This is a genomic window from Vibrio rhodolitus (genome assembly GCF_003350325.1).
GTDB lineage: Bacteria > Pseudomonadota > Gammaproteobacteria > Enterobacterales > Vibrionaceae > Vibrio > Vibrio rhodolitus.
In genome coordinates, this window is record NZ_QLYZ01000001.1 from 358879 (window position 1) to 382917 (window position 24039).

Sequence of the window (24039 nt, forward strand, 5' to 3'; positions counted from 1 at the left end):
CCTAGTTCTAAGCGATTTTCCTTGCGCAATTTTCTGACCACTTACTTATCCTGATTGGTATTAGAGAGAACTGCAAACCTCTATCAATCACCAAGAAAACCGAGAAAACCGAGAAAACGAGTGATACAGAGTAAAAATTGGCGACAAAACAACCGCTTCACTGGCTCAAAGTATCGATTTTCCTGCTACTGCAAAATAACTGTATACTTATACAGTTATTCGTAAGATTTACCAATTCCGTGGTCAGTTGGTCTCATGCCGTGATTATCGATCGGAGGTTGTTGCTGTTCGATCTGTGAGGTTAATAGAGATGCTGAACCCAATGCCAATGTCCAACCCAACATGCCATGCCCGATATTAACAAACAAGTTTTCGGCGCCCGCTTTGCCAATTATCGGCACACTGCTTGGCGTGACCGGACGCATGCCTGCCCAAGTATGCAGGATCTCGCTATAACGTCCCGCTTTAGGAAAATTTTGCTGTGCAACACTTAATAGGTGTTCAGTCCGAGCTTGGTCTTTATCTCGACTGTGACCAACAATATCCGCACAACCTGCAATCCGAAGTTTGTCACCAACGCGACTGACCACCACTTTATTATCCACATCAGTTACACAAACTCGAGGCGCATACTCAGTGGCTGTCACAGTAATGCTATAACCTTTGATTGGATAAATGGGCAGTTTAACCCCAACCTGCTTGAGAAGATTTAGGCTCTCCGATCCGGTCGCCCAAACATAAGCATCAGCCTCAATTTTTCCCCGAGTGGTTTCAAGCGAAGTAATTGAATGTTGATGCTTGATGATTCGAGTCACCTGACAATTGAACTGTGCAGTAAAGCCTTGTTCGCTTTGCATACACTTGAGCAACTGATGAGAAAACTGAAATGGATCACCAACGGCATCAATGGCTGAATAAATTCCACCAATAATAGGTTTAGATAGATGCCGTAGCGACGGTTCTAACTCGATACATTGTGGCTGGCTAAGGATCTCTTGTTTGCAACCCCATTGCTGTTTTTGCCCAACTCTTGTGGCGGCTTTGTCTAAGTCAACTTGATTGGTGTAGATAAGCAGCTTGCCGGAAACGCGATGATCAAATACAAAATCGGACTGAGACAAAAGTGTATCAAGCACCTGTTTAGAATGAAGTGCCAATCGCAACAGAGAGCGCGTATTCAACTGCTCTTGTTTTGCCTGTCCGTTTAACAAGAATTTACTACCCCAGGTGATGAGGTTTAAGTCAGGTGAGAGTTTGATGCGAAACGCCGGATCTTTTCCCAAGAGTATCTTTGGTACTTTTTTAATCAAACTTGGTGAGGACATCGCATCAATATAGGAATAACTCAGCTGGCAGCCATTGGCGTAACTACTCTTTAATGCGGGACCATCTTCAGCATCAATTAATATAACCCGATAACCTGCTCTTCTCAGTAAATACGCCGACGTCATCCCAATAATACCGGCGCCTACAATCGCAACTGTCTTTTCCGCCATAACCCATCCTTGTCTATCCTGTAGCAATGCTTGATATAAAGCTCCTAGCCAGTAACGCGTTTAACGAAATCGATAAATGCGTCTATCACCATCACCTAAATAAACTGTGTAGCATACCGTTACGAAGATCAAACAATGCGGGAAAAACTGGGACACAGGAAACTGTCGCTGATAGTTCTGCTAATAGAATTGTGAGCGCCGTGGCAATGCTCGATACAGACAATACTCTATAACGGCTATAACCACATATTCTCACGCACTTCATAGTGATTTACATGTCGATCTGGGTTTAGATGGTATTTGTCATCTTCCGGGTACAACTTAGCAACGCCAATATCTTCCCCCGCAAACGCTTTGATGCATTCAAGATCTTGCCAATAAGTGATTAAGGTAATTTCTACTTCTTCATCTAAATCTCGATTGAGAATTTGCGCGCCAACGAAACCTGCCGTTGATGAAGTATCCTTGATTCCTGTTTCATAAAGATAAGCAATAAAGCCTTCTGCATGCTGTTTTGGGCAAGTGGCTTTCCATTCTCTGGCTATCATGAATTTTCCTTTTCATTTTATATTTTATGTCTGTGGCTAGGCACTCCGTAACCCAAACCGAAATTGATTTTTGTTCCGCTTAATAGTGCTGGAACTATTTTAGAGATCAAATGGATCTTCTCACTAATAAGCGGGACATACAACCAAAAGCAGAAAAATCAAATTAATCATTAATAATCAATCACTTAAATATAACCCTCATTTTCTACAGTCTCACTTTTACTGCACACCAAATTAAACTGTATATTTATACAGTTATTACTATTTTTTGAAAAAAGCCCACTATCCGCACACAAAAAAAGCGGCTTCAAAAGCCGCTATTTAATACTAACCTAAGCAAAACAGTGATTAAGACTCTAACGCCTTAGTCACTTTTTCGAATAGATCTTTCGCTAGATTATCCATCGCTTTAAGCTGTTCAAGTTCAGCTTTAATCAGCGCTTGGCGCGTTTCATCGTACTTACCCAATTTTAGCAGTGGGTCAATCAAACGCGATGCAACTTGCGGGTTTGAGCTATTAAGCTCACGTAAGATCTCTCCAGCAAACTTATAGCCGGAGCCATCGACTGCGTGGAAGTGAACCGGGTTCATATTAAGGAATGAACCAATTAAGCTACGAGTACGGTTTGGGTTTTTCAAACTAAACGCTTCGTGCTGCATGGTTTGTTTGATCACTTCAAGTACATTATCTGCAGGGTTGCTGCCTTGCAGGGCGAACCATTTGTCCATAACCAAGCCATCGTGTTTCCACTTGTTGCTGTAGTCAGCCATCAAAGATTCGCGACAGGTAAGTTGCGCTTGGTTTGCAGCAGACATTGCGGCAATCGTATCGGTCATGTTGTTGGCTTGCTGGTATTGTTGCTCAGCCAAAACATTACCTTGTTCGGTATGAGCAAGGTAAGCCAAAGCGGTATTACGTAGAGCACGCTTACCAATTGCAGCATGATCAATGCTGTACTCTGCTTGATTCAAGCTGTGGTAAATAGCAGAAAGCTCATCTTGTAGTTCAAATGCTAATTGAACTTTGATTGCTTTTAGTACGGCAGCGACAGCATCGACATCAACAGTCTTATACCAACCTGATACTTCATTGTGACTTGGCAACGAAAGCACTTCAGCAATAAACGCTGGTTCTAGTTCTTCACTTAACAATACACCACGGAATGCATCGACAACTTCATTTGGAAGTAATACCTCACCACCCGCTTGCAAGTTAGCAACGTTGCGACGAATATATTTCGCCAACAGCATTTGTCCCGCATCCCAACGAGCAAATTCATTGCGAGCATGAACCATTAAGAACGTTAGCTCTTCATCACTGTAATCATATTCAAGTTTTACCGGTGCAGAGAATTCTCTTAAAAGTGATGGTACGGGTTTTTCTGTCACACCTTCAAACACAAAGCTTTGTTTAGCTTGAGTTAGATTCAGAATATTTGAAACTTTTTCACCGTTACAGCGTAACTCAATAACATCACCCTTCTCATCATATAGCTCGATATCGAACGGAATATGCAAAGGCTGCTTCTCTTTTTGATCGAGAGTTGGCTCTGTTGATTGTTCTAGCGTCAATGTGTACGTTTTAGCATCAGCATTGTATTCGCTGCTTGCTTTTACGGTCGGTGTGCCCGATTGGCTGTACCATAAACGGAACTGAGTTAAGTCAACACCGTTAGCATCTTCCATCGCTTTGACGAAATCTTCACAAGTTGCTGCGGTGCCATCGTGTCGCTCCATGTAAAGCTTGATGCCTTTTTGGAATCCTTCTTCACCCAACAAGGTGTGGTACATACGAATGACTTCACTACCCTTTTCATACACGGTCAAAGTGTAGAAGTTATTCATCTCAATCACTTTATCTGGACGAATTGGATGAGACATTGGGCTAGCATCTTCGGCAAACTGCGGACCACGAATAATACGAACATTGTTAATTCGATTTACTGCACGTGAGCCAAGATCAGATGAAAACTCTTGATCGCGGAAAACAGTCAAACCTTCTTTTAAGCTAAGTTGGAACCAGTCACGACAAGTCACGCGGTTACCGGTCCAGTTATGGAAGTACTCGTGACCGATTACCGCTTCAATACCTAAGTAATCTGTATCGGTTGCCGTTTGATCGTTCGCGAGAACAAACTTAGAGTTAAAGACATTTAAGCCTTTGTTTTCCATTGCGCCCATATTGAAGAAATCAACCGCGACAATCATGTAGATGTCCAAGTCGTACTCTAAGTCGAAACGCTCTTCGTCCCACTTCATCGAATTGATCAGTGAAACCATCGCATGATTAGCGCGATCTAAGTTGCCTTTATCGACAAAGATTTCTAGTTCTACTGCACGACCAGACTTAGTGGTGTAGTTATCACGCAGAACATCAAAGTCACCCGCAACTAATGCAAACAGGTACGATGGTTTTGGATGTGGGTCAAACCACTTCACCCAATGACGACCATTTTCAGTTTCGCCTTGATCCACTCGGTTACCATTACTTAATAAGAATGGGTATTGTGCTCTGTCGGCAATAACGGTTGTGGTGTATTTCGCTAATACATCTGGGCGATCAAGGTAGTAAGTGATACGACGGAAACCTTCCGCTTCACATTGAGTGCAGTAAGCACCATCAGATTTGTATAAACCCTCTAATGCGGTATTCGCTTCTGGGTTAATTTCAGTCACGATGGTTAAAGTAAACTCTTCTGGTAGTTGGTTGATCTTGATGCCATCTTCAACCAACTCATAATCTGTCCATGATTCTTGGTTGACTAATAGACTCTTTAGCCCCAACCCATCACCATCTAACTCGAGCGTCGAGCTTGATTTTAATTGCTTAACTTGAGAGACAGCAGTAACGATTGTTGCGCTATCGTGCAGTTCAAATGTCAGATCGATATCAGTAATAGTATGAGATGGTGACTGATAATCTTTGCGATATTTGGCTTGAGGAGCTTGAGCCATTTCTAAATCCTTCTAAACGAATAGTGTCGAAAGTTGCCGGCTGATCATTTAACTAAATTGGCTGGCATTTATATTAACTAGCTTACATCTCTAACAATAAAAAAACGAGGTATTGTCAGACATTACCTCGTTTTTTTACCAATAAATTTTGTCTGTTAGAACAATATGCCTACTTTATACACAAGCCGCCGACCTTTATCTTATTCGATTTAGAACAGCAAACATGCCGCCTTCGTTGGACTCAATAGTTAGGGTATCGCGGTTAAGTTTGTAGCGTGTGTTGTGTTCGCCATTTTCATAAAGAAGTACCAAGTGTTCGCCTTCCGTAAAATAGACTCCACGTCTTACCGCCTCATCACCGTCAGGGTTACTCACTTTAAACAGAAACACGAAATCTGGCTGCAAAATTAAATCCATTCTATCTACTTCGCTAGCCATCAGATCATCACCCGCTAAATGTTGGCTTGACCACATGCCCGCAAGAGAATTAGACAGAGCTTTTCGAAACATCACACCATTAAGGTTAAGCATATTGTGATTGCTGGCATAGCCATACACTTGAGGATGGTCGGTATTCAAACCAAGAATTATCGTATCTTCGTTAGCGGTGTACATACCCTCCCAACGATCGATCGTATAATCTTTCTTTTGAATATCGATTGCGAAATTAAATTTCGAGTCGAGCGTCAACTTTATGGCAATGTAATTCTCTTTTGAATTTTCTGGATCAGGGTTAACTAAATACCAATCGCCAAGCAAAAAAGGGTGATCAAAGTAACTAAGAATGTCTGACTGCTTCGCGCCAGTAGCGCTAGAACTCCAAGCTGAAAAACTAAAACAGGCTAATAAAATCCCGATCCATCTCATATCTGTTCCCCTCACTTTTTCTTTAAGCGTAGGCACATACGTACGAGAATGCGAAATTTTTTGACTTAGATCACATTAGTTTTTAGCAAAAAAAAAGCGAGCTACTCGAGCCCGCTTTCATAATAGTTCATTGCTTAACGTATCATATCAACCATGATAGCAACTGATTCATCTAAATAGGCATCAGGTGCTTCATAATCTTTAGGTAAATCATCAAGCGATTTATAGCTCTTTTGACCCGCAATTTTTTGACGCTGATTGATACGGTCAAGGCGACGCTGATCTGCTTCATCACTAATACGTTTGCGCTCTTTCTCATTTAAAGAAAGAGAGTTATCTTCTTTCTCTAAGTTGTAGCGCGCGATATCTTCCGCAATAAAGTTGAACTCTAAATCACTCTTGATACGCGCTTGGTGCTGCTGATCAAGTCGCGCGATTAGCTCATCGTTACGCTGTAACTGTTTGTAATCTGCTTTCTCGATGCTATCCCAAGGCAAGGCATTGTCTTCTACACTTTCCCCTGTTTCAGCCGGATCAATTGGCGTTGGGTAAGCGATGTCTGGCACAACACCTTTATTCTGCGTACTACCACCATCAATTCGATAGAATTTCTGAATCGTGTACTGTACATAACCCAGTTCTTTATCAAACAAATCGTAGATATGATTTAGCGAACGGTGCTGCTGAACCGTGCCTTTACCAAATGAGTTCTCGCCGACAATCACCGCACGACCGTAGTCTTGCATCGCCGCAGCAAAAATTTCAGACGCCGAAGCACTGTAACGGTTAACCAAAACCATCAATGGACCGTCGTAGCTGATTTGATCATCCGTGTCGGCGTTGACATTGATACGTCCATAACTGTCACGTACTTGAACAACTGGACCACTGGTAATAAACAAGCCCGACAGCGCAGTCGCTTCAGTTAATGCACCGCCACCATTGTTGCGTAAGTCAACAATGATTCCATCAACGTTTTTCTGCTTAAGTTCGGTGATCAGTTTGTCTGTATCTTTTGATAGACCGACGTAGAAACTTGGTACTTCTAATACACCAATTTTCTTACCGTCTTGCTCAATGATTTCCGATTTTACTGCACGATCTTCAAGACGAACTTTGTCACGAACAATTGAGATGACTTCACTCTTAGCATCATTACCTTCAGGTAATACTTCAAGCTTAACGGTCGTCCCTTTTGGACCTTTGATCAGTTGCACAACATCATCAAGGCGCCAACCGATGACATCCACCATCTCTTCGCCTTCTTGACCAACGCTGATGATGCGATCACCTTCGCCAAGTTTTTTGCTCTTCGCCGCTGGACCACCAGCCACTAAAGAACGAATAACGGTGTAATCGTCCGTCATTTGTAAAACGGCACCAATACCTTCCAAAGAAAGGTTCATCTCCTGCTGGAACTGGTCGGCATTTCTTGGCGATAGGTAGCTAGTGTGAGGATCAACTTCACGCGAGAATGCATTCATATAAAGCTGGAAAGCATCTTCGTTGTTGGTCTGGCTTAAACGCTTCAACGCATTGTTATAACGTTTGCCGAGAATATCTTTAATCTCATCCCAGTTTTTACCGGTGAGTTTTAGGTTTAAAGCATCGTACTTAACTCGCTTACGCCAAAGCTCATCCAACTCGGCTTGAGTTTTCGGCCAATCAGCTTCGCTTCTATCAAGTTCAATACTTTCATCGACATCAAACGTCATCTCTTTATCGAGCAAAGATAAGGCGTAATCAAATCTTTCGTAACGACGCTTCATCGACTGATTGTAAATGTCGAATGCGATTTGGTTATCGCCTGACTTTAACTGATCATCAATCGAGTTTGCCCACTTCGAAAAATTATCGATGTCAGCTTGAGTAAAGATATTTTTATTGAAATCAAGCATTTCAAGATAACGGTCAAAAATCGCTTGCGAGAATTGGTCGTCTAAAGAGAAATGTTTGTAATGAGAACGGGTAAAGCGGGACGTTACTCGTTTACTGGCGGTTTTATGCTGAGCTTCTTGCTCAAGCGCCGGTAAATCAGTGAGTTCGATTTTTGCTTCAAGTGCTTGAACTGGAGTTGCCGCTAGCATAACGCTAGCAGCAATCAGCGAAAAGTTTAAACGGCATTTCATGCGTAGGAGATTCTCCTTTATGCGCGTAAGTGCTCCGCTTTCACAACCATTTGCAGGCCGTTAGACAGTTGAACTCGCACATCTTCCTTATTGATTTCAACGATAGTTGCAGCCATGTTTCCTTTGCCCATGTTCACGTTTACGGCGTTACCAACTTTTACTTCGTCAGCAGTTAGTGGACGTGTTTCGACTGGCTTAGCTGCTTTCGGCGCAGATTTAGCTTGAGGACGACGTGCTTGTTGTGGCTTTTTACCAGCTGGCTTAGCAGTTTTTGCTTTGCCTTCTTCACGAGTCTTCTTGCTTTGTTCTTTGCGACGAGCTTGCACTTTCGCTTTGCTTTCAGCTAGTGCTGTTTTAGCGTGTTCAACATGTTCTTCTTCTAGCACACCCGCTGGGTTGCCATCTAAATCTACACGTTCTGCACCAGGCTTAACACCGTGAAGGTAACGCCATGATGAAGTGTACTGTCTTAACGCTGCACGAAGCTGAGTTTTACTTACTTTTTGGTCGTCTGCTAGACGATCCGCAAGATCTTGAAAAATACCAATTTTAAGTGGCTTTGCTTCACCTTCTAAAGTAAAGCACTTAGGGAAACATTCAGCAATATATGCGATAACTTCTTTGCTGTTTTTTAACTTTTCAGTGTTTTCCATGGGGGTTCCTGGTTAAAGCGGACTATCCGCGAGCGTTAAGATAAATATTTCAGCCATTATAGTGACCTGTATAGGAAAAACCACACTCTAACGCGAATTTATGCCTTGATAGCGTGTGAATTAAGCAGCTTTTCCACTTCTGCCATTAATTTAGTCAGCCCATTTTCGTCTTCTTGGCTAAATCGACCAATATTTGGGCTATCAATATCTAATACTCCGGCGATCTTACCATTGATAGTAAACGGAATCACAATTTCTGAGTTGCTTGCCGCATCACAAGCAATATGCCCTTCAAACTCGTGAACATCATAAACGCGTTGAACTTGATTGGTCGCCGCTGCCGTGCCACACACCCCTTTACCTAACGGAATGCGCACGCAGGCTGGTTTACCTTGAAATGGACCTAATACCAATTGCTCTTGGTCGATTAAATAGAAACCAACCCAATTGATCTCTTCTAGTTCCATATTCAGCAAAGCACTGACGTTGGATAAGTTGGCGATCATATTTGGTTCTGACTCAATCAAAGCGACAGCTTGCTTAGTAAGTCTTTGATAAAATTCTGGGTTCATAATCACTTCCATTTAAATGACAAATCGTTATTTCGGTTAAAAGATGAGACTTATATGCTTAATCTACGTACAATTAGAAAAACTATAAATAGTAAGCATTATCAGCAGCATGACCGAAAACCATAACACTATTAGCCGTTCTTGGTTGATTTCACAAGTAAAAACACATAAATCCAAACTGATTGCTGCAAATGCTATCGCTATTGTCGCAACGCTGGTTAGTGTCCCTATCCCGCTCCTACTGCCTTTAATGGTCGATGAAGTATTGCTCAATCAACCCGGCACTGGGCTTGAGCTAATGAATGATGTTTTGCCTGTCTCACTCCATACGCCAACAGGTTACATCTTCTTCGCACTTCTGTTAGTTATCTTAATGCGCACGGTTGGGCAAATACTTAACATTTTACAAAGCCGTCAGTTTACTCTGGTCTCCAAGACCATTACCTATCAAATGCGCAGCAAGATGATCGACAAGCTCGGTCGAATCAGCATTCGTCAATATGAGACTCGCGGCAGCGGCGGCATCAACGCGCACTTAATTACTGACATTGAAACCATTGACCAGTTCATTGGCTCTACATTAAGTAAATTCATCATCAGTTTACTGACAGTGATTGGTACTGCTGGCGTGCTACTGTGGATCGATTGGCGACTTGGTCTTTTTATCCTACTTGTTAACCCAATCGTGATTTATTTCTCGCGTTTGTTAGGCAGTAAAGTAAAACACCTTAAAAAGCGTGAAAACCAATCCTTTGAACGCTTTCAAAACCGTCTGGTGGAAACGCTCGATGGCATTTATCAGCTACGCGCGGCTAACCGCGAACGCGAATTTCTCAATGAGCTGAAAATTAACGCTAACCAAGTTCGTCTTGATGCAGATAAGTACGCTTGGCAATCTGAAGCGGCTGGACGCGTGTCGTTTTTATTATTTTTACTTGGCTTTGAGCTGTTTCGCGCGGTCGCGATGTTAATGGTTCTCTTTAGTGATTTAACCATTGGTCAAATATTTGCGGTGTTTGGCTATCTATGGTTTATGTTATCTCCGGTACAAGAGCTGCTAGGGATTCAGTTTTCTTGGTATAGCGCCAAAGCCGCACTGACCCGTATCAACACCTTACTGGATCTTGAAGAAGAGTATCGCCCCGTTAGCAAAGTCAATCCTTTTAGCCAAGATCAAGAAGTCGATGTGCTGATTGAAGATGTGACTTTTTCTTATAATGAAGAAACGCGCGTTCTCAACCACCTCAACCTACATATTCCGGCAGGTAAAAAAGTCGCCTTAGTGGGGGCTAGTGGTGGTGGCAAGTCAACTTTGATTCAATTGCTCATCGGCGTCTATCGCCAAGACTCTGGCGTGATAAAGTTTAACCATCATACGACGGACGACATTAGTTTTGATGTAATTCGTGATCAAATAGCCGTGGTTTTACAACAACCTATACTATTTAATGACAGCTTAAGGCATAATCTCACGCTTGGCAGCCATTACAGTGACGAACAATTGTGGCAGGCACTTGAAATTGCTCAAATGCAGGACGTTATCGCGCAATTGGGACAAGGGCTTGAAACTCAAATTGGTCGTAATGGTATTCGTCTGTCCGGTGGGCAGAGGCAAAGATTAGCAATCGCTCGAATGGTGCTTAGTGACCCTAAGTTTGTCATTTTAGACGAGGCGACTTCCGCGCTCGATACTGCCACAGAAGCGGCACTGCACCGTGCCCTCACCCAATTTTTAAATGGGCGTACGACTTTGATCGTCGCGCATCGATTATCAGCAGTAAGACAAGCAGACCTCATCTACGTTTTAGAAGATGGTCAAGTGACCCAAACAGGGACACATGGAGAATTAGTTGAACAACAAGGCTTATATCAAACCCTATATGGGGCTGTTCAATCACACGGTTAATCACTCTGCCTTCGTTACTGTGGAGGCATCGTGAGTTTGCAATCTCATCCATCGCAACTAACCAAAGTGCGTTTGTGCCAAGGCTGCGAATTACCTGTCGATGTCATTGATGTTAAGCAAGGACGTAGCGCCTATTGCCCGCGTTGCGGAACCCAACTTTATCAAGGTGGTACGCCTTCACTCTCAGGCAACTTAGCCATTGCGCTAACTTGCCTTTTGCTTTTCATTCCTTCGCACTTTTTCAATTTTCTAAGCATTCGCCTATTTGGGCAAATGATCCCTGCTACATTACCCTCAGGCATCATCACGCTATTTAATGAAGGCTTTATCTTCCTTGCTTTTCTTGTCGCCTTTTGTGCATCAATTGCGCCGCTTATGGTCTGCGCTTCGGTCGTCTCTGCGCATATTGCACTCAAACTCAATGCGTTCAAGTTACTCAAAAGCTCGCTTTGGGTTATTCAACACCTAAAGCACTGGGTAATGATCGATGTCTTTTTGATCAGCGTGGCAATCTCTTGCTTCAAGCTACAAGACTACTCTGATATTTTCGTCGGTGTGGGGCTATACGGTTTGATCCTGCTGCAGCTATTTACCGTTTTGCTGCTTAGCCGAGTCAGTACCCGTCGCTATTGGGAAGCCTATCAACACGAGACTGATTACACTTTTGAACATAAAGATGTTCACTGCACTCATTGCCACCTGTCACAACCCAATGGTCATCGCTGCGTTCGCTGCCAAAATCCGCTTGAACATCGCAAAGCCAACTCTATACAAAAAACATGGGCATATTTGCTCGCGGCTTCTATTGCGATATTCCCGGCAAACCTTATTCCAATCTCAATCTTGCTCACCAATGGCAAACGCTTAGAGGACACCATTTTTTCTGGTGTAGCAGCGCTGATTAAAAATGGCATGTCAGGCATCGCCGTAATTATTTTTGTTGCCAGTATTGTCGTGCCAGTAGCCAAAATACTGGGGCTGGCTTATATCCTGCTGGCGATCAAATTTAAACGCAGCGTGTTTCATAAACAACGAATGATGATCTATTTCGTCGTTAAGTGGATTGGAAAATGGTCAATGATGGATTTGTTTGTTATTTCTATCATGATGGCCTTGGTTGACAGAGGTCAAATCCTTGATTTTACGCCGGGCTACGGTGCTGTTGCTTTTGGTGTTGTTGTGGTATTAACCATGTTGGCTGCAGAAAGCTTTGACCCGCGCTTTATCTGGGACAACTATCGTGAAGATAAGGGTCCTAAGAAAAAAATAAAACAACAAGAGTCTTTCAATGAGTAATTCAACGTCGTCGCAAAACTCCTACTCTCCTGATGTGAGACGCAATCGTGGCATCTCGCCTTTATGGATTCTTCCTATCCTCACGATGCTACTCGCAGGTTGGTTAGTCTTTAAAGCAATCCATGATTCCGGTCAGCGAGTAGAAATTCAATTCTCAGATGCGCAAGGCTTGATAGCTGGACGCACCACCATTCGCTACCAAGGCTTAGAAGTCGGGATGGTTCGCGCGATTAATCTTTCTAAAGATCTAGAAAGTATTTATGTCAGTGCCGACATCTACCCTGAAGCGACGAAACTGCTCACAGACAAAACCCGCTTTTGGATGGTTAAACCGACCGCTTCATTGTCAGGCATCTCTGGTTTAGATGCGCTTGTTTCGGGCAACTATATCGCGATACAACCGAGTAGTGAGCCAGGCGATCTAAAAACAAAATTTGTCGCATTGGAGCGTGCGCCGGCGGACCTGCTTGCCAATGAAGGACTCAACATTACGCTTAAATCTCGTGATTTAGGCGGAATTTCAATTGGCTCCCAAATTCTTTATCGCAAAATTCCAATCGGCGAAGTGTATAACTACCAATTGGATAAAGAGAGTAAAAACGTCATCATCCAAGCCTCGATTCAAGACGAATATCGCCACATCATTACCGATGAAAGCCGTTTTTGGAACGTAAGCGGTATTGGCGCTAATGTGGGTTTCTCAGGTGTCGATATTCGTCTGGAAAGTTTGACCGCCCTAATTGGTGGGTCTATTGCCGTGGATTCCCCAGATCGCGGACAGCCAGTAGTAGAAAACACTCAGTTTAAACTCTACCCAGATCTAAAAACTGCCGGACGCGGTATTCCGATTAAGATCATTCTTCCTGATAACAACAAAATCAGTCCCTCTGGTGCGCCAATCATTTACCGAGGTCTTGAAGTTGGGCAAGTCACAGACTTACAGCTCAACCAAGAGCGTAATCAGATCATCGCATCTGCCGCCATCCAGCCAGCTTTTAGCGATATGCTCACTAATGGCAGTCGTTTTATTTTGGAAGAAGCGGAAGTGTCACTCTCTGGTGTTGAGAACCTGGCGAATTTAGTTAAAGGCAATTTTCTCACTTTGGTGCCTGGCGAGGGCGATAAAGCTCGCCAATTTACCGCTATTCGCAAGAATGAGTTCAAAAAACAACAAGCACAATCTTTTGCGGTTGAGCTTGTCGCTGACAACTCTTTTGGTTTAGATGCCGGAGCTAAAGTGCTCTATCGTGGTGTCAGTGTTGGTGAAGTAACCAAAACAACCCTAAGCCAAGACAAGGTAAAATTCGACTTGTTGGTTGATCAAAAATACCGTGATTTGATTCGCTCCAACAACCGCTTCTTTGTTACTGGTAGTGCCAGTGCTGAACTAACAGAATCGGGATTAAACATCACCGTACCGCCGGCGAAACAACTTCTTACTGGTTCAATCAGTTTTGTTAGCGAGGGAGACAGCAAAGCTAGCGCGCAATACCAACTCTATCAAAGTAAGTCTTTGGCTGAGTTAGCGAAATACAACCTGTCTGGTTCACAAAGAATTGTGCTAGCCGCAGATGAATTGCCGCCAATCTCTAAAGGTAGCCCACTACTTTACCGTAACCTCAAAGTTGGTAGCGTTGCCGATTATCAGCTCTCAAGCGGTCAAGTGTTGGTGACTATCAGTATTGAAAATCAATATAAGCACTTGTTGAACGAACAAACGGTATTTTGGAATCGCTCTGGTGTTGAAGTTGATGCGACATTAGCTGGAATTAATGTTAAAGCTGCTCCACTGCAAACGCTGATCAAAGGCGGAATCGCGTTTGACTCCATGGTTGGAGTGGAAAACAAACAAGGTGATCATTGGAAGCTCTACAACAGTTTCAAACAGGCGAAAAAAGCCGGCTATGAAGTCACGTTACTTGCCAGTGGCAGCAGTAAAATCTCTGTTGGCACAGCAATCAAATACAACGGCATAAAAGTGGGTGAAATTAGCGCGGTCCTGCCAGACTTTGCCCGCGATGACGTTGAGCTAAAAGCGCGTATTTTACCTGATTATGCCCAGCATATCGCGCGAGAGGGCTCTTATTTCTGGCTACCACAAGCTGAAGTTGGTCTCTCTGGGGTTAAGAACTTAGAGAACCTACTCAGTCAATCGATCAGCGTGGAGGTGGGTTTTGGTGATGTGAAAGATGACTTCAAACTGCATAGCCAACCATATCAGCCAAAAGCAACACATTTTACCTTACAAAGTGAAGTGCGCGGCTCAATCTCTAATGGCACTCCGGTTCTTTATCGTGAAATGGAAGTGGGCAAAGTGATCAGCGTGCAGCTTGGTGAGTTTGCTGACAGAGTAGTGACTGAAATCGCGATCGATTCCGACTATGCCTACCTTGTGCGTCAAAACAGCGTATTTTGGAATAGCTCAGGCGTTGATGTTTCGATTGGTCTGACCGGTGCTGACATTAAAGCGGGAACCGTCGATAGCCTATTGCGTGGTGGGATAACTTTCGCGACGCCTGAGGATTCGCAGTTGCTGCCAATCGCCAAAAACGGACAATCTTTCCTTCTGCACAAAGCGCCTGAAGAGAGTTGGAAGAAATGGCGCACACCAATTCCTAAACCGGAATAAAGACAATATATCCCCTATCCTAAAAACGCAGCTGACTCCGCTGCGTTTTTTTCATCTTTAAAATCACACTCGTGCGCTTCTCGCTTCACCCTATGCTTTGGGTATATAATCCTCAGCAAATTTTTATCGCTGAGTTTCTATTTTGCACGCTAACGTATTTATCCCTGAAGCATTCCTATCCGAAATGGCTAAGATCATGCCAAGTACACTTTCAATGGAAGACTTTGTCGCTGCTTGCCAACGCCCACTTCGTAAGAGTATTCGCGTAAACACGCTGAAAATATCGATTGCTGAATTTTTACAACGTGCAGAAAAAAAAGGCTGGCAACTCGAGCCAGTACCATGGTGTGAGGAAGGTTTCTGGATTGAAGCCGATGAATCTATCGTCCCACTTGGTAATACCGCTGAACACATGAGTGGTCTTTTCTACATCCAAGAAGCAAGCTCAATGATGCCTGTTTCAGCGCTGTTCCAAGCTGACGATCAATACCAAAGCGTTTTGGACATGGCCGCTGCGCCTGGTTCTAAAACAACGCAAATCGCTGCACGTATGCATAACGAAGGCGTGCTGGTGGCAAACGAGTTCTCATCAAGCCGAGTTAAAGTCCTGCACGCAAACATCGAACGCTGTGGTGTGCGCAATGCCGCGCTAAGTAACTACGATGGTAGAGTGTTTGGCGGTTGGTTACCAGAACAGTTTGAAGCAGTTTTAATTGATGCGCCTTGTTCAGGCGAAGGTACTCTGCGTAAAGATGCCGATGCAATGAAAAACTGGAGCAAAGAATCGGTTATCTCCATTGCTGAGACCCAAAAAGACCTTATCGAAAGTGCTTTTCATGCGCTAAAGCCCGGCGGCGTCATGGTCTACTCAACTTGTACCTTGAGTCGCGAAGAAAACCAAGAGGTTTGTCTGCATCTTAAAGAGACATTTGGTGAATTGGTAGAGTTCGATAATTTAACCCATCTGTTCCCTCAAGCGGAAAAAGCAATTACTGAGGAAGGCTTCCTGCATATCTTCCCACAAGTTTACGATTGTGAAGGCTTCTTTGTCGCTCGCATCCGCAAGCTCGGTTCTGCGCCAGCGCCAGAAGTGAAAAAGCGTTTAGGTAAATTCCCATTTGCTAAAGCATCCAACAAAGTAGCGCTTGATATCGCAAAACAACTCAAACAAGCGCTTGATGTCGATCTGCCCGCAGATATGGACATCTGGCTACGCGACAACGATGTTTGGTTATTCCCACACGCACTGGAACCAATGCTAAGTGAATTTAAGTTTTCTCGTATGGGCATCAAGATTGCTGAAGCGCATAAAAAAGGTTATCGCTGGCAACACCAAGTCGCGACAGCACTATCGAATGGTAATGAGAAAAACAGCGTAGTACTTTCTATTGAGGAAGCTCGCGAATGGTTTATGGGAAGAGATGTACGACCAGAAGCTCAAACTGGTAAAGGCGAAGTGATCGTTAAATTTGCCAGTGAATTCGGTAACGATGTGATTGGATTAGGTAAATGGGTCGGCAATCGCGTAAAAAATGGCTTACCGCGCGAACTAGTACGAGATAAAAATCTATTTTAATCCGGGATGAGATTAGTGCTAAACCCTATATGAGCGCTGCAAAAGCCGAACGATATACTACAATAAAAAGTAATTAATCGTATTTATACGGTTAGCGCAGGCTCATAATTGAGCCATTCCCCTAGGCCCGGATCAGGACGATCTGGGCCGACTTTTATCTCATCCTCTAACTGACCAAAGCAAGCTATCTGGCAAGATAATGTCCTTAGGAATGGTGACGATTACTTCAGACGAATGCCGTCTTTTTCAATGGTGATTTTACCTAGCTTGTACAAACCACCAATGGTCTTTTTAAACGTACCTTTACTGGTACGGAACGCAGCAAAAATCTCGTCTGGTGATGATTTGTCATTAAGTGGTAAGAAGCCACCTTTTTTCTCGAGCAGTTCAATCACTTTACTGCTCAAGTCATCCATTTTAGCTACGCCCACTTTTTGTAGCGATAGGTCAATCTTGCCATCTTCACGAACTGCTTTGATGTAACCCTTCATTTTTTTACCGATGAACAGTTTACCAAATACGTCAGAGTTAAAGATCACGCCCCAGTGCTCACCGTTTACAATCGCTTTATAACCAAGATCACTACGCTCTGCGATAAGTAGATCTACTTGTTGGTTACGCGTGTAGTTTGCCGGAGTCTTATCCAGTAGTTTGTTAAACTTAGTTGTACCCACAATACGACCAGAAGCGCGGTCGGTGTAGACATAAACTAAGATTGTTTGACCCGCAGCTAAACGCCCGCGCTGCTCACTAAATGGAACCAGCAGATCTTTCTCTTTAATACCCCAGTTCGCAAACGCGCCGGTGCTGCTGATGCCTTCGATTTTCATTAAGCCCCATTCGCCAACTTGAGCAATTGGAGTTTCTGTCGTCGCAACCAATTGGTTGTCAGAATCAAAATACAGGAATGCATCAATAAACTGACCTACTTCCACTCCTTCTGGTACGTGACGTTTCGGTAAAAGAGTGGTGCCAAACTCGCCCGCATCAAGGAAAACGCCGAAATCAGCTTGTTTTACTACTTCTAGGTGGTTTACTTGACCAACATTAATCATTGTATTTTTATCTCTGTAACACTTAATTTGGGGCGATTATAGCGAAACTCTGTTATGCTTGCGCCAGATAATTCGAACTTTTTTCCTTCTGGAGTTCCTCTTGATTACCGTTGACAAGCAGGACGGCATCACGCTCAAGATTTCCCATTCAATGGCATCCAGCAAAAAGGCCAATCTTGACCTCTATTTTTTCATTCCCGGCGAACTCGGACTTAGCCCCGATGTTTTAAAAGAAACTGAATTCTATTACGAATCGATCGTTCAAAAACGAGCCTATTACAGTGACAAAATCCTTTTGCCACTGATCCATAGCCGTTTAGCAAAACGCGGGCGATTGTCTTCCACTCAGTACCGTGTCAGTTTGAGTTTGTTTGCTTATCAATACGTTATTGCACTTGATAAAGCAGTAAATCAACTCAATCGCTACGAAACCGAAGTCGTCACAGATGAAGAAATCGATGCTGTTATTGAACTCTCTATCGACATCTTGAAAAAGCTTCGTCGTGGTATTCCATATGAGGAAAGCCTTAAGCGTTACTATGCAAACATTGATAACTACCTGTCTTGGTATACCGAACAGAAGTTTTTGTCTCTGATTTCACACATGCCGCGAGACGGTGACTACAAAACGCTTAAAGAGCGTTTGATTATTATCGTCGAAAAAGAGAAAGCGCACCGTAAGCTCAATAATTACAACTCACCTGCCACACGTGACGATGTAACGCGAATGAGTAACAAAATGCGCTTGCTACGCCGCTTGATTGAGCACCCTATTGTGCTTAAAGAAAAGACGATTTCGCTGGGTAAGAATATGAAGCGAATCGTCAAAGGCTTGGCGACCGGTTTTGTCATGGTTTTTGTAACCATTACTGCCATTCTTGCGCGCGATTACTGGGGTGAAATCACCGCGTCATTTATCATCGCAATGTCCTTTGTTTATGCTCTACGAGAGATCTTCAAAGACGACTTACGCGATGTACTCTGGCGCTGGTTTAGGAAAGGCAAACCGCGTTGGCGCAAGCGCTATAGCGATCCAACCACCAATAAAGTGGTTGGACAAAAAACCGAATGGCTCGATTATGAAAGCCTCAGCAAATTGCCTGACCGCATCATGTTTATTCGTAAAAAACGCACCGCGCAACGTGAAGAGCAAATCTTACACTACCGCTCAGAAGTCGAGATGGCGACCTCACGATTTATGAGTGGTTACGAGGAAACGCGTGAGACCATGTTTGTCAGTATGAGAGCATTAACCCGCTTGATGGACAAAGGTTCGAACCGAGTTTATCTGCTCAACAATGGTCAGGTGAGTAAAGAGTCGGTAGAAAAGCGCCACCTTATTAACCTGATAGCGAAAGAAAATCGCTTTGATGGTAAGCCGCGTTACTTCCGTTGGAAAATCATTCTCAACCGAACCAAAATCGTCGCGATTGAACAAGTGGAAGTCGACCCTAATACGCCTCTGCCATAACCCTAGCAGTTATCCAAGCCTTTAGCGTTTGGATAACTTAACTGACAATGTCAGTTCAAATACCGCCATTGGATCATCGCCATGCAGAGATGGGCAAGTGGCGGTAATAACGACTGGCTGGTTAATCCTTTCACCAGTGGCTATCGCCTCATCCAACATTTGGTCGATAACCCGCCCATCTTGGCAGGTAAAAATCACATCGGCTTCAGGTCGCTTAAGAAAGTCACCTTTCACTGATTTAAATGCAAGTGAAATTTTCTCTCCGCGCTGCTGAGCTTTACTCATTGCCATAAAGCCACCAGCAACATCAGCCCCAACGGCTAAAACGCCAAAATACATGCTATTGAGGTGGTTTTTGGTGCGGCGCTTAAGCGGGATGAGCACTTCCACTTTTTCTTCATCTAAAGTAAGAATCTTCGGACGGCACAGCCAAATCAGCGGCACTTTAAAAAAACCGAAAGAATTCAGATAAAAATTCGCTTGGCGTAGTGGTGAGAGCATAGTGACTTCCATTTCAACTGGTCTTATCTGTTTGATTAATCTAGTTGTATATGATTTTTATAACAAGTCAACAATCCATTAACATTAATGAGAGTTGAGCGCGCCCAATCAGTTACAATGTCACTCCAACAAGGTTACTTTATTTACTTGGTTATAAGTTAAAGCTTAAGATTTTGTATATTTAGTTTATTCCTTATTGGCTTTCCGTTATCTTTAGCGCTTCGTAATTAAAGAATAGGCTGCAGTATGCCACTTAAAACCGACGAACTAAGAACCCAACCGATGGGTCCAATGCCAACTCCTGCTGAGTTGAGCCACACTTACCCTATCACTGACGATGTTGCCGCTCGTATCGCGAAATCACGCCGTCAGATCGAGAGTATTTTGGTAGGTGACGACCAACGCCTTCTTGTTATCGTTGGTCCATGTTCTGTGCACGACACAGACGCAGCTCTTGACTATGCAACGCGCCTAGCCGCGATTCAAGAACAGTATAAAGATGAACTCTTCATAGTCATGCGTACCTACTTTGAGAAACCACGTACAGTTGTAGGTTGGAAAGGTTTGATTACCGACCCTAACTTGGATGGTTCTTACGCGCTTGAAACTGGTTTGAATAAAGCACGCGAGCTATTGCTTGATATCAATAAACTTGGTTTGGCAACGGCTACCGAGTTTCTTGATATGATCACTGGCCAATACATTGCCGATCTGATCACTTGGGGTGCGATTGGCGCTCGAACAACAGAATCGCAAATCCACCGTGAAATGGCCTCTGCTCTATCTTGCCCGGTAGGCTTTAAAAACGGCACTAACGGCAATATCAAAATCGCGATTGATGCCATCCGCGCAGCGAAAGCACAGCACTACTTCTACTCGCCTGACAAGAACGGTCGTATGACAGTTTACCGCACATTTGGTAACCCATACGGACACGTGATTCTGCGTGGCGGCGATCAAGGTCCAAACTTTGATGCACAATCAATCGAAGTAGCATGTAAACAGCTTGCAGAGTTCGACCTACCACAGCGACTTGTGGTAGATTTCAGTCACGCTAATTGCCAGAAACAACATAGAAAACAAATCGATGTTGCGAAAGACATTTGCGAACAAATTAAATCTGGCAGCACATATGTAGCAGGCGTAATGGCTGAGAGCTTCATAATTGAAGGCAATCAACCAATGGACGACATTACTTCCCTAACCTACGGTCAATCTATCACTGACCCTTGTCTAAGCTGGGAAGACACTGCGTACATGTTGGAACTTTTGGCGGACGCTGTTAAAGCTCGCCCATAATTTAGAGGAAATTTACATGCCATCTTTTGATATTGTTTCTGAAATCGACAGCGTTGAACTTCGTAACGCAATTGAGAACGCTCAGCGTGAGCTTTCTACTCGATTCGACTTTAGAAATGTAGCAGCAGAGATTGAGCTACAAAAAGATGAATCTGTAAAACTCAGCGCGGAAGGTGACTTCCAGCTAAAACAAATGCGTGACATTCTACGCAGCCACCTAGCTAAGCGTGGTGTTGACGCTAACTCAATGGAAGCCAAAGACCCTGAAGCAACTGGTAAAAATTGGCATCAAGTACTTGTTTTCAAACAAGGCATTGATACTACAATGGCTAAGAAAGTTGTGAAAACTTTGAAAGACGCAAAAATGAAAGTTCAAGCGTCTATTCAAGGCGAGAAGGTACGCGTAACGGGTAAAAAGCGTGATGATCTACAAGCAGCAATCGCACTTATTCGTGAAGCTGAACTGGGTCAGCCATTCCAATACGAGAACTTCCGCGATTAATCAACGCGCCCAATTGACAAGCCCGCCTTTATGGCGGGCTTTTTGTTATTCAGCGGGAGCGAGCCTTAAATCAGCGCCAATCAGCAGATCGTATCGCGCAGAACCTTTTTCGATAAAGACTACCACTCTTAAGTGTTGCTCTTTTGCTTTAGCGAGTAACTCACTCAGTTGACCTTCATCTTGATAAGCCACACGCTCTGCGTCGCGTCTCACGCTATCGATAAAGACAAATGGGCAGTTATGAGGATGCAACACCAATTCAGCTTGCTGCATGAGCCTTAGGGCTTTAAGTGACAGCAGTTCAATATCATCGCCAAACTCTAGCCACGTTACCTGACCATTTTCGGTGACATTGTCACTCAGTAGTCGTTGATAACATTGCTCAAGTTCACTACGCAGCGTGGCATGCTCCACCTCAGATTGTTCGAAAAATCTTTCCCAAAATTTACGTCGTAGATCAACGCTTGGTAATTTTTCTTTGATATCTCGACGTTTAGATGCAGCAAACTCACCTTGCAGAGCAAGGTTCTGCGGTAAGATATACTCCAACTTTTGTCTAATATTACGTACCAATACCGGAGAAGCACCGCCACTGGATATTGCGATCTGAAAACGCCCTCGATTAACTATCGAAGGGGTAATGAAGTCACAGTAGGGTTGGTCATCAACCACATTGACCAAAATATTGAGCGCTTTTGCGTCTCTGTATACTTGATGATTGAGTTCAGGATTATCAGTGGTTGCCCAAATTTGGATAAAGCGAGCATCCATCATTTCCTTTGAATAGAAATTTTGTACCCATCGGCACTCACCCTTTTCAACCAGAGCATGCAGAAAATTCTCGATAGCCGGTGAGACAATCGTCACAATTGCCCCCGCCCTGATCAGAGTCTCAACTTTTCGACAAGCAACCTCACCGCCACCGACGACTAAAACCTCTTTATCTTTGAGGTCTAAAAACATTGGAAAGTACTGCATTTCACTCCTTGACTGTCAATCACACAAAAGATAGCTCTGAATTTAATCTCTAGATCGACATAATATTTAGAGTTAAAACTATAATTAAAGTCTATCACGCTAGCAACGTTGCACTTCTCTTAGATCCCAGCCTGCATTGATAGAATTGAGAACTTGGTGGTATTTACAACTTATTAACACTTCGTCATTCTATTTGTGTCTAGGATTGTGATTCTAATCAAAAATCATTTTAAATTATATATTTGAGAATATGCAGATCCTTTCCTAGTCTTATAACTAGTTGATTTATAGCGTGTCAAATTTTACATATCTATAAAATCAACAATAACAGTAAACACAACATTACTCGATTCGTTGTATCAGGTGTCACCTGGTTTAACATGGATTTCTACAGGAAGGATACACATGGTAAATAAGCTCTCACTTCTTAGCACAAGTGTTATTGCAGCACTTTTTCTTGCCGGCTGTGGCGAACAAGGTAGCTCTTCTGGCGATCAAACAAAGATTGCTAGTTTAGAAAGCAAAATTGCTGAGCTAGAAACTCAACTGTCTCAAAAAGGAAGCACGCCTGCTGCTGCGCCAGCGTCTGCTTCTTCAGGTAGCACGCTTGATAAAGTGATTGCAGATGGACAGCTAACATGTGGTGTTAGTACCGGTCTGCCAGGCTTTTCTAACCCGAACTCAAAAGGTGAATGGGAAGGTATTGACGTTGAGTACTGCCAAGCTCTTGCCGCTGCAGTTCTTGGTGACAAAACTAAAGTTAAATACGTACCACTTACTGCAAAAGAGCGTTTCACCGCACTTCAGTCAGGTGAGATTGACGTTCTTTCACGTAACACAACTTGGACTCTTCACCGTGACACTGCGCTAGGTCTGAACTTTGTTGGCGTAAACTACTACGATGGTCAGGGCTTTATGGTCAAGAAAGACCTTGGCATCTCGAGCGCGAAAGAGCTTGATGGCGCATCGGTATGTGTTCAGTCTGGTACAACGACTGAGCTTAACCTTGCTGACTACTTCCGTAACAGTGGCATGAGCTACAAGCCTGTTGTATTCGACACTGCGGCGCAAACATCTAGCGGTTTCGACGCAGGTCGTTGTGACGTGCTAACCACTGACCAATCTGGTCTTTATGCACTTCGCCTAAACCTTGCCGATCCTACCTCTGCGGTTGTTCTACCAGAAATCATCTCTAAAGAGCCTCTAGGTCCTGTAGTACGTCAAGGTGACGACAAATGGTTTAACGTTGCTAAGTGGACGCTAAACACAATGATCAATGCGGAAGAATACGGTGTTGATTCGAAGAACGTTGACGAGATGGTTAAGTCTACCGATCCAAACATCAAACGTATTCTTGGTGTTGATGGTCCTAAAGGCAAGAGCCTAGGCATCCAAGATGACTGGGGCTACCAAGTAATTAAACAAGTCGGTAACTACGGTGAAAGCTTCGAGCGTACGGTCGGTGAAGGCTCTCCTCTTGAGATCTCTCGCGGCGTTAACGCACTTTGGAATCAAGGCGGCTTCCTATACGCGCCACCTATTCGCTAATTCCAACTTTCACAATCTAATAAATGGGCGGAGTAATCCGCCCTTTTACTAATAACGA

The 24039-nt window shown here is 43.6% G+C and carries 18 protein-coding genes; 8 read left to right on the forward strand and 10 right to left on the reverse strand.

Translation table 11 applies throughout. The annotated features are described in order from the left end of the window. Window positions 1-215: 215 nt before the first annotated feature. From DPF93_RS01605 to DPF93_RS01635, 7 genes are all read right to left on the reverse strand, one after another. Window positions 216-1496, reverse strand: coding sequence for a D-amino acid dehydrogenase (locus tag DPF93_RS01605; RefSeq protein WP_114764463.1), 1281 nt, complete (start codon window positions 1494-1496; stop codon window positions 216-218). 236 nt (window positions 1497-1732) lie between these two features. Further along, entirely contained in the window at window positions 1733-2044 is a 312-nt protein-coding gene (locus DPF93_RS01610; RefSeq protein ID WP_114764464.1) for an antibiotic biosynthesis monooxygenase family protein, read from the reverse strand. 348 nt (window positions 2045-2392) lie between these two features. Then, window positions 2393-4999, reverse strand: coding sequence for an aminopeptidase N (gene pepN / locus DPF93_RS01615; protein WP_114764465.1), 2607 nt, complete (start codon window positions 4997-4999; stop codon window positions 2393-2395). A gap of 195 nt (window positions 5000-5194) precedes the next feature. After that, window positions 5195-5866, reverse strand: a complete 672-nt coding sequence (locus tag DPF93_RS01620) for a M14 family metallopeptidase (protein WP_114764466.1) — start codon at window positions 5864-5866, stop codon at window positions 5195-5197. 134 nt (window positions 5867-6000) lie between these two features. Beyond that, the gene (prc, locus tag DPF93_RS01625) at window positions 6001-7995 is read right to left on the reverse strand and encodes a carboxy terminal-processing peptidase (RefSeq protein WP_114764467.1); all 1995 of its coding nucleotides are present in this window, start codon (window positions 7993-7995) and stop codon (window positions 6001-6003) included. Window positions 7996-8012: 17 nt separating this feature from the next. After that, window positions 8013-8648, reverse strand: coding sequence for an RNA chaperone ProQ (gene proQ / locus DPF93_RS01630; protein WP_114764468.1), 636 nt, complete (start codon window positions 8646-8648; stop codon window positions 8013-8015). 98 nt (window positions 8649-8746) lie between these two features. Next, complete coding sequence (locus DPF93_RS01635; RefSeq protein ID WP_114764469.1) at window positions 8747-9220, reverse strand: GAF domain-containing protein; 474 nt, start codon at window positions 9218-9220, stop codon at window positions 8747-8749. 109 nt (window positions 9221-9329) lie between these two features. On the opposite strand from DPF93_RS01635, the gene DPF93_RS01640 reads away from it, so the two are divergent. From DPF93_RS01640 to rsmF, 4 genes are all read left to right on the forward strand, one after another. Then, a complete protein-coding gene (locus tag DPF93_RS01640; protein WP_114764470.1) occupies window positions 9330-11126 on the forward strand; it encodes an ABC transporter ATP-binding protein in 1797 nt (598 codons plus the stop codon). Window positions 11127-11153: 27 nt separating this feature from the next. After that, window positions 11154-12422, forward strand: coding sequence for a PqiA/YebS family transporter subunit (locus DPF93_RS01645; protein ID WP_425275270.1), 1269 nt, complete (start codon window positions 11154-11156; stop codon window positions 12420-12422). Beyond that, on the forward strand, window positions 12415-15051 hold the full coding sequence (locus DPF93_RS01650; RefSeq protein ID WP_114764472.1) for a PqiB family protein: 2637 nt from the start codon (window positions 12415-12417) through the stop codon (window positions 15049-15051). Before DPF93_RS01645 ends, DPF93_RS01650 begins: the two co-directional genes overlap by 8 nt. Window positions 15052-15193: 142 nt before the next feature. Next, complete coding sequence (gene rsmF, locus DPF93_RS01655; RefSeq protein WP_114764473.1) at window positions 15194-16627, forward strand: 16S rRNA (cytosine(1407)-C(5))-methyltransferase RsmF; 1434 nt, start codon at window positions 15194-15196, stop codon at window positions 16625-16627. 221 nt (window positions 16628-16848) lie between these two features. Here the strand turns inward: rsmF and DPF93_RS01660 are convergent, their stop codons facing one another. Next, window positions 16849-17682: a CvfB family protein gene (locus tag DPF93_RS01660; RefSeq protein WP_114764474.1), complete on the reverse strand. Its 834-nt coding sequence runs from the start codon at window positions 17680-17682 to the stop codon at window positions 16849-16851. 100 nt (window positions 17683-17782) lie between these two features. Here DPF93_RS01660 and DPF93_RS01665 point away from each other — a divergent pair, with 100 nt between their 5' ends. Beyond that, the gene (locus DPF93_RS01665; RefSeq protein ID WP_114764475.1) at window positions 17783-19153 is read left to right on the forward strand and encodes a hypothetical protein; all 1371 of its coding nucleotides are present in this window, start codon (window positions 17783-17785) and stop codon (window positions 19151-19153) included. A gap of 21 nt (window positions 19154-19174) precedes the next feature. Here DPF93_RS01665 and DPF93_RS01670 read toward each other — a convergent pair whose 3' ends face one another. Continuing rightward, a complete protein-coding gene (locus tag DPF93_RS01670) occupies window positions 19175-19654 on the reverse strand; it encodes a PaaI family thioesterase (RefSeq protein ID WP_114764476.1) in 480 nt (159 codons plus the stop codon). 246 nt (window positions 19655-19900) lie between these two features. On the opposite strand from DPF93_RS01670, the gene DPF93_RS01675 reads away from it, so the two are divergent. Both DPF93_RS01675 and DPF93_RS01680 read left to right on the forward strand, forming a co-directional pair. Further along, window positions 19901-20953 (forward strand): 3-deoxy-7-phosphoheptulonate synthase, encoded by a 1053-nt coding sequence (locus DPF93_RS01675; RefSeq protein ID WP_114764477.1) that lies wholly within the window; start codon window positions 19901-19903, stop codon window positions 20951-20953. 16 nt (window positions 20954-20969) lie between these two features. Continuing rightward, window positions 20970-21455, forward strand: a complete 486-nt coding sequence (locus tag DPF93_RS01680; protein WP_114764478.1) for a YajQ family cyclic di-GMP-binding protein — start codon at window positions 20970-20972, stop codon at window positions 21453-21455. A 45-nt stretch (window positions 21456-21500) separates the two neighbouring features. On the opposite strand, the gene DPF93_RS01685 is transcribed toward DPF93_RS01680, so the two are convergent. Further along, on the reverse strand, window positions 21501-22433 hold the full coding sequence (locus tag DPF93_RS01685; protein ID WP_114764479.1) for a precorrin-2 dehydrogenase/sirohydrochlorin ferrochelatase family protein: 933 nt from the start codon (window positions 22431-22433) through the stop codon (window positions 21501-21503). Between the two features lie 405 nt (window positions 22434-22838). On the opposite strand from DPF93_RS01685, the gene DPF93_RS01690 reads away from it, so the two are divergent. Further along, complete coding sequence (locus DPF93_RS01690) at window positions 22839-23981, forward strand: amino acid ABC transporter substrate-binding protein (protein WP_164675281.1); 1143 nt, start codon at window positions 22839-22841, stop codon at window positions 23979-23981. The last annotated feature ends 58 nt before the right edge of the window (window positions 23982-24039 follow it).